Source organism: Streptomyces odontomachi (genome assembly GCF_024435355.1).
In the GTDB taxonomy this organism is placed as follows: domain Bacteria; phylum Actinomycetota; class Actinomycetes; order Streptomycetales; family Streptomycetaceae; genus Streptomyces; species Streptomyces odontomachi.
Window position 1 is genome coordinate 23,101 of sequence record NZ_JAMJWG010000010.1, and the last position, 11,403, is coordinate 34,503.

The following is an 11,403-nucleotide window of genomic DNA, read 5'->3' on the forward strand; positions in this document are numbered from 1 at the left end:
CTCGTCGCGGCTTGTCGCGCAGTTCCCCGCGCCCCTTATCAGGCGCCTTCGGCGCTGTAGGGGCGCGGGGAACTGCGCGACCAACCCACCACCGGCCGGTAGTCCGGACACGACCGAAACAACCCCACCGGGCCGGTGCCAACCCGGCGGCGCCACGCCCTGGGTGGGCACCGCTCACCCCACCGGCGGCAGTGCCGGTGGGGTCTTCGCCGGGGTCTCCTCGAGCGCTGCGAGCGCGATGCGGATCGCCTCGTCGAGTTGCGGGTCACGGTTGGCCGTGTGGTCCTGGGGTGTGACGATCACCTCGACGTCGGGCTCGACTCCGTGGTTCTCGATGCTCCAGCCGTAGCCCTCGATCCAGAAGGCGTACTTCGGCTGGGTGACGAGCGTGCCGTCGACGAGCCGGAAGCGGCTGTCGATGCCGATGACGCCACCCCACGTGCGGGTGCCCACCACGGTGCCGATGCCGAGCGCCTTGATCGCGGCGTTGACGATGTCGCCGTCCGAGCCGGAGTACTCGTTGGCGACGGCGACGACGGGGCCGCGGGGGGCGTCCTCGGGGTAGCTGTAGGGGCGGGTGCCGCGCGGCACGTCCCAGCCGACGATACGGCGGGCGAGTTTCTCGACGACCAGCTGCGAGGTGTGCCCGCCACGGTTCTCGCGCACGTCGACCACCAGGCCGTCATGGGCCACTTCCACCCGCAGGTCGCGGTGGATCTGGGCCCAGCCGGGCGCCTGCATGTCGGGCACGTGCAGGTAGCCGAGCCGGCCGCCGGACTTCTCGTGCACGTAGGCGCGGCGGTCGGCGACCCACGCGTGGTAGCGCAGCGGCTCCTCGTCGTCGAGCGGGACGACGACCGCGTGCCGTGGATCGCCGCCGCCGGACGGCAGCACGGTCAGCTCGACCGGCTTGCCCGAGGTGCCGACCAGTAGCGGGCCGGGACCGGTGACCTGGTCGACGGGCTGCCCGGCCACCGCGATGATCGCGTCACCGGCGCGCACCGCGGCGCCGGGCGCGGCGAGCGGCGAGCGTGCGCCCGGATCGGACGTCTCCGAGGGCAGGATCCGGTCGATGCGCCACAGCCCGTCCTCGTGCCGGGACAGGTCGGCGCCGAGCAGGCCCTGCCGGCCCGACGAGCCGCCCCAGCCGCCGGACGGCGAGACGTAGGCGTGCGAGGTGCCCAGCTCACCGTGCACCTCGTAGAGCAGGTCGACCAGGTCGTCGTGAGTGGCGATGCGCTCCACCAGCGGACGGTAGCGGGCGAGCGCCCCGTCCCAGTCGACGCCGCCGAGGTCCGCGCGCCAGAAGTGATCGCGCATCAGCCGGCCCGTCTCGTCGAACATCTGGCGCCACTCGGCGACCGGATCGATCTTCTGCCGGACCCGGGACAGATCGACGGTGATGTTGGTGTCGCTGTCGTCGTCGTGGGAGGCGCGGCGGTCGCTGGGCACCACCTTCAGCTTGCTGTCGGTCCACAGCAGCAGCCGCTTGCCGTCGCCGCTGACCGCGAAGTGGTCGGCGCCGGACGCCAGGTGCTCCATGCTCAGCTGCGCGAGGTCGTAGCGTTCCAGGTCCGACTTGGGGTCCTGGTCCTCGGGTTTGGCGCGCGAGGAGCCGAGCACGCCGAGCACCGGGTGCCGCAGCCACAGCAGCCCGTCCTTGGCAGCCCGCAGCGTCGAGTAGCGACCCGCCTCGACGGGGAAGGGCACGATGCGGTCGGCGAGGCCGTCCAGGTCGATACGGGTGACGGGGGCGCCCTCGCTGTCCGGGGTCTCGTCCTTGTCGGGCGCCTCGAAGGGGCGACCGTGCCGCTGCGGCCCGAAGGGCGCGGGCGTGGTCGCCGACAGCGTGATGAGGTGCGGCCGGGATCCGTCGACGAAGGCCAGGTCGAAGACGTGCTCGTCGTAGATCGGGTCGAAGGAGCGCTCCGAGAGGAACGCCAGGTGCTTGCCGTCAAGCGTGAACGCGGGCGAGTAGTCGCGGAACCTGAGCGGGGTGGCCTCGCTGACGGTGAGGTCAGCGGTGCCGGCGAGCTTGAGGTGGCGCAGCGGGCGCGGCCCGGGGTGCGACCAGGCGAGCCAGGCCGAGTCGGGCGAGAAGACAAGACCGGACGCCTCGCCGTGCTCGCTGCGGTCGACCTCGCGCACCTCGCCGGACTCCCGCTCGATCAGCAGGATCCGCCCGTCGTGCGAAGCGACGGCGGCCCGGCTGCCGTCCGGCGCCATGGCCAGGGACATCACCCGGCCGAGCCGGCCGGCGGCGAGCCTGCGCGGGGTGGCGCCCGGCGCCAGGCCGGTGGCCGGCGCGAACTCGAGTGCGTCGTCGCCCTCCGCGTCCGTCACCCACACCACGTGTTCCTCGCCGTCCACCCGGAAGGTGCGCGGCAGCCTGGCCCGTACGCCGGGCGTGGTGGCGAGGGCGCGGGCCGGGCCCTCGCGGTGGGTGACCCAGTGGATGGTGCCGCGCACCGACAGGGCGCTGCCGCGCCCGGTGTGGTCGGGCGCGGCGGCGCCGAACCAGCGGGCCGCGTTCAGCGCGTACGGCTGGAGGTCGGTGCGCTGGCCGCCGAGCCGGATCTCGAGCCGGCGCGGTCCGGCGTCCGGGCCGCCCTCCAGGTCGTCCAGGACGTACAGCTCGCCCGCGCGGGAGTAGACCACGCGACGGCCGTCGGTGGAGGCGTGCCGGGCGTAGAAGCCGTGGACGGGTTCTGCGGCGGGCCCGTCGGACGGGCGGGCGGCGGTGTCCTCGGGCGCGCGCTGGCGGGAGGCGCCCTCCTCGGGTGCCCCGTCGTCGGAGGCCGCGTCGTCGGAGGCCGCGTCCTGCGGCTCGGGTGCCGAAGACCGCGGCGCGTCCGCGGCGTCGGCTCCGGCGCCGAGGTCGGTGTGCCGGCGCAGGTCGGAGCCGTCGGGCAGGGACGAGTAGACCGCTCCGACGCCCTCGTGGTCGGAGACGAACGCGATCCGCTCGCCCACCCACATGGGGTCTTCGATGTTGCCGTCGATGTCCTCGTGGACGCGGACGAAGGTGCCGTCGCCGTCGCGGTCGATCCACAGCTTGCCCATGCTGCCGCCGCGGTACCGCTTCCAGTAGGCGGCTTCGCGGCCCATCGTCACCGACAGCAGCAGCACCTGCCCGTCGGGGCCGTGGGCGACCGCGTCGACCGGGCCGTACGGCAGCGTCTCGGCCGGGCCGCCGTCGAGCGGGACGGCCCGCGCCCAGGTGCGGCGGAAGGACGCCTGGTCGTAGGGGCTGATGGCGAGGACACGACCGTCCGGGGTCCAGCCGCGCACGCCGGTGCGCACGCTGCCCCAGTGGGTCAGCCGCCGCGACGGGCCGCCGTCGAGGGGGGCGACATGGACCTCGGGCGCCCCGTCACGGGTGGAGGTCCAGGCCACGCTCGTGCCGTCCGGGGAGATCCGGGGATGGCTGACCGGCATGTTGTCCGCGCTGACCCGAAACGCGCGGCCGCCGTCGAGCGGGGCGACCCAGACGTCGTCCTCCGCGGTGAAAGCGACATGTTCGCCGTGAAGATGAGGAAACCGTAGGTACCCAGACTGTGTCACACGATCAGCCTAGGAGCCCGGACCGTCCCGGTCAGCGGTTTGGATCACTTCCGGGCCGGTTGGCCGTGTCGCCGGGGGGTGCGGCGGGCCCGGTCGGGGCGTGCGCGGTCGGGGCGTGATCCGTCGGAGGCGCCATGCGTCCGGGGCGGCCGGGGGGCGCCCAGGCGGCGTTCCTGGCGTCGTCCAGTTCGGCCGCCAGCACCTCGACGAGGCGCCCGGCGGGCAGTGCGCGGGCCATCCGGTGGCCCTGGCCCGCCCAGAGGGCCATGCCCTGCGGATCGCCGGCGTCCGCCGCGGCCCTGCGCAGCGGCGTGGTGAGGAAGTGGACCTGCGGGTAGCCGGCGGGGGCGTAGCGGCCGTGCTCGCGCATGAAGCGGTTGACCAGGACGCGGGCCGGGCGGCCTGTGAAGGCGCGGGTCAGCTCGGTGCGGGCGAAGATCGGGCTGGTTATCGCTTCTTTGTGCAGGCTGTGAGCGCCCGACTCGGGGGTGACGAGGAAGGCCGTGCCGAGCTGTCCGGCGTCCGCCCCCGCGGCGATGGCCGCCGCGACCTGGGTGCCGCGCATCAGGCCGCCGGCCGCCAGGATCGGCAGCCGGACGCTCTCGCGCACCTGCGCGACCAGGGTGAGCAGCCCGAGGCCGGCATGGTCGTGCTCCGGCCGGTCGCGGTGGGTGCCCTGGTGGCCGCCCGCCTCGATGCCCTGCACGCAGAGCGCGTCGGCGCCCGCCTGCTCGGCGGCCCGGGCCTCCTCGGAGCTGGTCACGGTGACGATCGTCAGGGTGCCGGCGTGCGCGAAGGCCTTCAGCACCTCCGGGGAGGGGCAGCCGAAGGTGAAGGAGACGACGGCCACCGGGTCGTCGAAGAGGACGGCGAGTTTGGCGTCGTAGCCGTCGTCACGGTCCCCGTCGGGGTCGCCGAGTTCCGTCTCGTACCAGGAGGCCTCTCCCGCGAGCTGGTCGCGGTAGACGCCGACGGCGGGCCAGGCCGCGCTCCCGCCGGACACGCCGGCGGGGCCGGGCCGTACGCCGGCGTCGGGCTGCGGCACCAGCAGGTTCACTCCGAACGGTCGGGTCGTGAGCTGCCGCAACTGCTTGATCTCGTGGTACATCCCGTCCGCCGTCTTGTGGCCACCGGCGAGGAACCCGAGTCCACCGGCTTCGGACACGGCTGCGGCAAGCCGCGGACACGAGGCGCCACCGGCCATGGGCGCCTGCACGATCGGCAGAGGGAAGAGATCGGCCAGTGCGGAGGACATGACCGCATGTTGTCACGTCCCCCGCCCGCATTGGACAGCAGCCTTACGCCTGGCATATGACTCGGTCACCGACTGCTATCAGGCGCGGTCACCGGCCGTTGAAGGCGTCCTTCAGACGGGAGAAGAGGCCCTGCTGGCCCGGCTGGAACTGACCGGTCGGACGCTCCTCGCCGCGCAGCTTCGCCAGTTCCCTGATCAGTCGTTCCTGCTCGGGGTCGAGCTTGGACGGGGTCGTCACCTCGACGTGCACGATGAGGTCACCGCGCCCGCCGCCGCGCAGGTGGGTGATGCCGCGGCTGTGCAGCGGAATCGACTGCCCGGACTGCGTACCCGGCCGGATGTCGACCTCTTCGAGTCCGTCCAGGGTCTCCAGCGGCACCTTGGTGCCCAACGCACCGGCTGTCATGGGGATGGTGACGGTGCAGTGCAGATCGTCGCCGCGGCGCTGGAACACCCGGTGCGGCAGCTCGTGGATCTCCACGTACAGGTCGCCGGCGGGGCCACCGCCGGGGCCGACCTCGCCTTCCCCGGCGAGCTGGATGCGGGTGCCGTTGTCCACACCGGCGGGGATCTTGACGGTGAGGGTGCGGCGCGAGCGGACCCGGCCGTCGCCGGCGCACTCGGGGCACGGGGTGGGCACCACGGTGCCGAAGCCCTGGCACTGCGGGCAGGGCCGCGAGGTCATGACCTGGCCCAGGAAGGACCGGGTGACCTGCGAGACCTCGCCACGGCCGCGGCACATGTCGCAGGTCTGGGCGCTGGTGCCGGGCGCCGCGCCCTCGCCGTTGCAGGTGGCGCAGACGACGGCCGTGTCGACCTGGATGTCCTTGGTGGTGCCGAAGGCCGCCTCGTCGAGCTCGATCTCCAGCCGGATCATCGCGTCCTGGCCGCGCCGGGTGCGGGACCGGGGGCCGCGCTGGGACGCGGTCCCGAAGAACGCGTCCATGATGTCCGAGAAGTTCCCGAAGCCGCCCGCGCCGAAGCCACCGGCGCCACCGCCGCCGGTCTGCGACAGCGGGTCACCACCGAGGTCGTAGACCTGCTTCTTCTGCGGGTCCGACAGGACCTCGTAAGCGGCGTTGATCTCCTTGAACCGCTCCTGCGTCTTCGGATCGGGATTGACGTCCGGGTGCAGCTCGCGTGCGAGCCGCCGGAACGCCTTCTTGATCTCGTCCTGGGACGCGTCGCGGCGCACGCCGAGTACGGCGTAGTAGTCCGTGGCCACTTACGACTCCGCCAGGATCTGTCCGACGTAACGTGCCACTGCGCGTACTGCTCCCATCGTTCCCGGATAGTCCATGCGGGTCGGTCCGACCACGCCGAGTTTGGCGACTGCCTCGCCGCCCGAACCGTAGCCGACGGAGACGACGGACGTGGAGCTGAGTCCCTCATGGGCGTTCTCATGACCGATCCGTACGGTCATGCCCGAATCCGTCGACTCGCCAAGCAACTTGAGGAGCACGACCTGCTCCTCCAGGGCTTCGAGCACCGGCCGGATGGTGAGAGGGAAGTCATGCCCGAAGCGGGTGAGATTGGCGGTGCCGCCGATCATCAACCGCTCCTCGGTCTCCTCGACCAGGGTCTCCATCAGGATGGAGAGCACAGTCTGGACGGTACCGCGGTCCTCGGCCTCGAAGGCCTCCGGTAGATCCTGCACCAACTGCGGCACATCCGCGAAACGGCGGGATCCGACCCGGCTGTTCAACCGGGCCCGCAGATCCGCGAGAGCGGTCTCGCCGAACGGCGCCGGGCAGTCCACCATGCGCTGTTCGACCCGCCCGGTGTCCGTGATCAGCACCAGCATCAGCCGGGCCGGGGCGAGCGCCAGCAGTTCCACGTGCCGCACCGTGGAGCGGGTCAGCGACGGGTACTGGACGACCGCGACCTGCCGGGTCAGCTGCGCCAGCAGCCGCACGGTACGGGCCACGACGTCGTCGAGGTCGACGGCGCCGTCCAGGAAGTTCTGGATGGCACGCCGCTCGGGCGCGGTCATGGGCTTGACGTCGGCCAGCCGGTCGACGAAGAGGCGGTAGCCCTTGTCGGTGGGGATGCGCCCGGCGCTGGTGTGCGGCTGGGCGATGTAGCCCTCCTCTTCGAGGACCGCCATGTCATTGCGCACGGTCGCCGGCGAGACGCCGAGCTTGTGGCGTTCGGTGAGCGCCTTGGAGCCGACCGGCTCCTCCGTGCCGACATAGTCCTGGACGATCGCGCGCAGCACTTCAAGCCTGCGTTCGCTGAGCATCGCGCGCACCTCCAGCTCTGCCTGCGGGTCCCCGACCGGCACCGGTGCACCGGCCCCGTCCGGCCCGTGTCCGGTCTACGGTCTCTGCGTCCCGTCGGTACGCCTCCGCGTACCGCCGTCTCGAACGTCGCTTACGTCTCTTACATCTCGAACGTCCATGTTCTGTTGCCTCTGCACCGCCGACCGGAGCCGCCGCATCCGCTGCCTTGGCACTGTTCGCCGCCGGTGCTTGGCACTCACGGCGTAGGAGTGCCAGTCTCCCCGTTCAGTGTACGGCCGGAGGGTACGGCCGCGGCAAGAGTGCTCACTGCGGACGGCGGAAGGCGGAACGGGAGTTACCGGGCGGGTGGGTCGGGGGTTGGTCCCGGGTGAGGATGATCACAGGGCCGGCGAACTGCGTGTCGCGCCTCCCACCGGCCCTGGTCGCCGCCTGGCACCGGGGCGCAGCACGGGTGGGCGCACGGCACGGGACGACGCGCGGCGAGTGAGGACGCACGGAGTGAGGACCCACATGGGAGAGCGAATCGACTGGGACGCGGCGGGCTGGGAGCGGCTGGCCCCCGGGGTGGGCCGGATCCGGCTGCCCGGGCTCGACTGCACCGTGGGCCTCGTCGCCGGGCCGGCCGCAACCGGCGGGCTCGACACGGCCACCGTCTTGACCGCGGCCTCCGCGTCCGGCACGGCCTCCGCGTCCGGCACGGTCCTGCTGGTCGACGCGGGCGGCACCCTGAGCGAGGGCGCCCGGCTGCGCGCCGACGCCGTCCGGCTGCTCGGCGCCGGGACTCCGGTGACCCACGTGGCGCTGACCCACGCACACTTCGACCATGTGTTGGGCGCCGCGGCCTTCACGGGAGCGGAGGTGTACGGGGCGGCCGGCGTCGGGGCGCTGATCGCGGCGGACCGTGCGGCGCTGCGCGCGGACGCGGTGCGTTACGGGGTCGACGAACGGGACGCCGCCGAGGCCGTCGACGCGCTCGTGGCGCCGCGGCACGAGATCGACGCCGAACGGACGCTGGACCTGGGCGGCGGCGTGCGCGCGGTGCTGGTGAACGCCGGCCCTGGGCACACGGCGCACGATCTCGCCGTCCTTGTGACCGGCGCCCCTGGCGACCCTGGTGGCAAGGCAGGGCCCAAGGTGGTCTTCTGCGGCGACCTCGTGGAGGAGTCCGGCGAGCCGCAGGCGGGGCCCGACGCGGTGCCCGCCCGCTGGCCCGACGCCTTGGACCGGCTGCTCGCTCTCGGCGGCGAGGACGCCCTGTACGTGCCCGGTCATGGCGCGGCGGTGGACGCCGCGTTCGTCCGTCGGCAACGCGACGAGTTGGCGGCGCGGTTCGGGGTGGGGTAGCGGTGGGGCGGCGGGGGCGCCACTCCACTCGGCGGGTGCCTGACGGGTCAACTGGCGGATCAACTGACGGGTCAACTGGCGGCCGGATCCGTCCCGGCACCCCGGGGCGGCGTCGGGGCCGCTATCGTCGCCGGATGCGCCACTACTCGCCGGATCTGACGCCGCCGTGGAAGAAGCAGCAGCCCGCGCCCGAGGTGCCCGCTGAGCCAGGTCTCGTGGTGGAGGAGCCGGGGTCCGGGTTCTGCGGGGCGGTGATCCGCTGCGAGGCGGGCACGGTCACGTTGGAGGACCGCTTCGGCAAGCACCGTGCGTTCCCGCTCCAGCCGCGCGGCTTCCTGCTGGAGGGCCGGCCGGTCACCTTGGTCCGTCCGGCTTCCGGTGCGCCTGCGCGTCCGGCCCGTACGGCGTCCGGGTCCGTCGCGGTGCCGGGGGTGCGGGCGCGGGTGGCCCGAGCGAGCCGGATCTATGTGGAGGGCCGCCACGACGCGGAGCTGGTGGAGCGGGTGTGGGGCGACGACCTGCGGATCGAGGGCGTGGTCGTGGAGTACCTGGAGGGTGTCGACGATCTTCCGGCGATCGTCGCGGACTTCGCACCGGGCCCCGACGCCCGGCTCGGCGTGCTCGTCGACCACCTGGTGGAGGGCAGCAAGGAGTCCCGCATCGCGGCCGAGGTCACCGACGCGCACACCTTGGTCGTCGGCCATCCGTACATCGACATCTGGGAGGCAGTGAAGCCGTCGTCGGTGGGCATCCCCGGCTGGCCGAGCGTCCCGCGCGGCCAGGACTGGAAGACCGGTGTCTGCCGTGCCCTGGGCTGGCCGGAGAACACCGGCGCGGCCTGGCAGCGGATCCTGTCCCGCGTACGGTCCTACAAGGACCTGGAGCCGGCACTGCTGGGACGGGTGGAGGAGCTGATCGACTTCGTCACGGCCAACGGTGCGGCTTGACGTTGGGGAGTGTCCCGAACTCTTCGGTTTCCAACTCGATGCCGAGCCCGGCCAGCGGTACAGGGTCACCGAACTTGCTGACTCGCTGAACCTGGTAGTCGGCGTCCTCACCCGCACTCGCGGGTTCCGTGAGCAGCACGCACTGACCCATGATCGGGTCGATGATCAAGTAGGCGGACACACACCCTGCCGCATAAATCGAACGTTTGGTGCAGTAGTCCCGTTCGATGCTGGTCTTTGAGACGACCTCGACCAGCAACGTGATCAATTCAGACGGGATCAGTCGGCCGGACTCCGGGCCGACACCGCGTTCCAGGACCACCAGGTCAGGCTGAGGCTCGCTGGCCTCGCTCAGAATGGCGACGTCCTGGGTCTGGAGCCGGCTCCACTGCTTGCGCGGGATCTGATCCTGCACTGCCTCCACGATGTCGTTGTGGACCCGGTCCGGCCCCGCCATCATCACGATTTCCCCCCGGAGGAGCTCCACCTTGAAGCCTTCGGGGGGCTCAAAGTGCTCGAAGAAGTCGGTCATCCGGCGGGTCGTCGGGCGCTCGTCCACAGTGGTCATCTCCGTGGCCTCCGTTTTCTGCCGCCGCTGTAAACGACAGCAGCGTAGGAACAAGCGTATGCGGAGTGCCCCGATCTTGATATTGATTCACTCCAACGGGCGATTAGTCCTCTATGTCATCCCGCGGCATCAGTCCACCAGGTCCCTGACCACCGCATCCGCCAGCAGCCGCCCCCGCAGGGTGAGGACGGCGCGGCCCGCGTCGAACGGGGCGGCTTCGAGGAGTCCGTCGGCCAAGGCCCGGCGTGCCGCCGCGAGGCCGTCGGGGCGCAGGATCGACAGCGGGCAGCCGTCGCCCAGCCGCAGCTCCAGCAGGACGCGCTCCACGCGGCGGTCCTCGGCGGCCAGGACCTCGCGCCCGGCGCCCGGTGAGCGCCCCTCGGCGAGCCGGGCCGCGTACGCGCCGGGATGCTTCACGTTCCACCACCGCACGCCGCCCATGTGGCTGTGCGCGCCGGGGCCCGCGCCCCACCAGTCGGCGCCGCGCCAGTACAGCTCGTTGTGCCGGCAGCGGGCCGCCGGGGACGCCGCCCAGTTCGACACCTCGTACCACCGGAAGCCGGCCGACGCGAGCGCTTCCTCGGTCATCAGGTAGCGGTCGGCGTGCACGTCGTCGTCGGTCATCGGTATCTCGCCGCGCCGGATCCGGCGGGCCAGCCGGGTGCCCTCCTCCACGATCAGGGCGTACGCGGAGACGTGGTCGGGGCCGGCGCCGACGGCCGCGTCGAGGGAGGCCCGCCAGTCGTCGTCGGACTCCCCCGGGGTGCCGTAGATCAGGTCCAGGTTCACATGGTCGAAGCCTGCCGCGCGTGCCTCGGCCACGCACCGTTCCGGGCGGCCGGGGGTGTGCCGGCGGTCGAGCACCCGCAGGACGTGCTCGCGTGCGCTCTGCATCCCGAACGAGATCCGGTTGAAGCCGCCGTCCCGCAGCGCGGCCAGGTACGCGGGGTCGACGGACTCCGGATTGGCCTCCGTGGTGATCTCCGCGTCGTCCGCGAGGCCGAACTCGGTGCGGATCACGTCCAGCATCCGCACGAGGTCGGCGGCGGCCAGCAGGGTCGGCGTGCCTCCGCCGACGAAGACGGTCTGCACGGCGCGCGGGTCGTCGCCCAGCACCTTGCGGGCCAGCCGGACCTCGTCGGTCAGGATGCCCGCGTAGGTGTCCCGGGAGGCCAGCACTCCGCCGGTGCCGCGCAGCTCGTCGGCGGTGTAGGTGTTGAAGTCGCAGTACCCGCAGCGAGTGGCGCAGTACGGCACGTGCAGATAGAACCCGAGCGGCCGCTTCCCCGCGCCCACCAGGGCGGACGCGGGCAAGGAACCGTCCTCGGGCACGGGCTCACCGTCGGGCAGCAGGGAAGGCATACGGCCCATTGTCCCGTATGCCCCGGGTTCCCAGGGAACGGCTATCCCGCCCGGCCAAGGGCCACCGCTAAGGGGCGCGGGGAACTGCGCGACCAACCACAACGAAACCGGCAGACCGCC

General features: G+C 72.4%; 8 protein-coding genes. 2 read left to right on the top strand and 6 right to left on the bottom strand.

Translation table 11 applies throughout. The features are described from left to right. Positions 1 to 174: 174 nt before the first annotated feature. The 4 genes from NQO67_RS21170 to hrcA form a co-directional block, all read right to left on the bottom strand. Positions 175 to 3,564, bottom strand: coding sequence for a S41 family peptidase (locus NQO67_RS21170; protein ID WP_255951677.1), 3,390 nt, complete (start codon positions 3,562 to 3,564; stop codon positions 175 to 177). A gap of 31 nt (positions 3,565 to 3,595) precedes the next feature. Continuing rightward, complete coding sequence (locus tag NQO67_RS21175) at positions 3,596 to 4,819, bottom strand: nitronate monooxygenase (protein WP_255951678.1); 1,224 nt, start codon at positions 4,817 to 4,819, stop codon at positions 3,596 to 3,598. 88 nt (positions 4,820 to 4,907) lie between these two features. Further along, entirely contained in the window at positions 4,908 to 6,044 is a 1,137-nt protein-coding gene (gene dnaJ, locus NQO67_RS21180; RefSeq protein WP_255951679.1) for a molecular chaperone DnaJ, read from the bottom strand. Then, a complete protein-coding gene (hrcA, locus tag NQO67_RS21185) occupies positions 6,045 to 7,061 on the bottom strand; it encodes a heat-inducible transcriptional repressor HrcA (protein ID WP_255951892.1) in 1,017 nt (338 codons plus the stop codon). A 511-nt stretch (positions 7,062 to 7,572) separates the two neighbouring features. Here hrcA and NQO67_RS21190 point away from each other — a divergent pair. After that, positions 7,573 to 8,406 carry an MBL fold metallo-hydrolase gene (locus tag NQO67_RS21190; protein WP_255951680.1) on the top strand — a complete coding sequence of 278 codons (834 nt, stop codon included), beginning with the start codon at positions 7,573 to 7,575 and terminating at the stop codon, positions 8,404 to 8,406. 134 nt (positions 8,407 to 8,540) lie between these two features. Next, entirely contained in the window at positions 8,541 to 9,353 is an 813-nt protein-coding gene (locus NQO67_RS21195; RefSeq protein WP_255951681.1) for a DUF3097 domain-containing protein, read from the top strand. Here the strand turns inward: NQO67_RS21195 and NQO67_RS21200 are convergent. Then, positions 9,331 to 9,921, bottom strand: coding sequence for a Uma2 family endonuclease (locus NQO67_RS21200; RefSeq protein WP_255951682.1), 591 nt, complete (start codon positions 9,919 to 9,921; stop codon positions 9,331 to 9,333). The genes NQO67_RS21195 and NQO67_RS21200 overlap by 23 nt on opposite strands. Positions 9,922 to 10,050: 129 nt before the next feature. Then, entirely contained in the window at positions 10,051 to 11,283 is a 1,233-nt protein-coding gene (hemW, locus tag NQO67_RS21205) for a radical SAM family heme chaperone HemW (RefSeq protein WP_255951683.1), read from the bottom strand. Positions 11,284 to 11,403 lie beyond the last annotated feature (120 nt).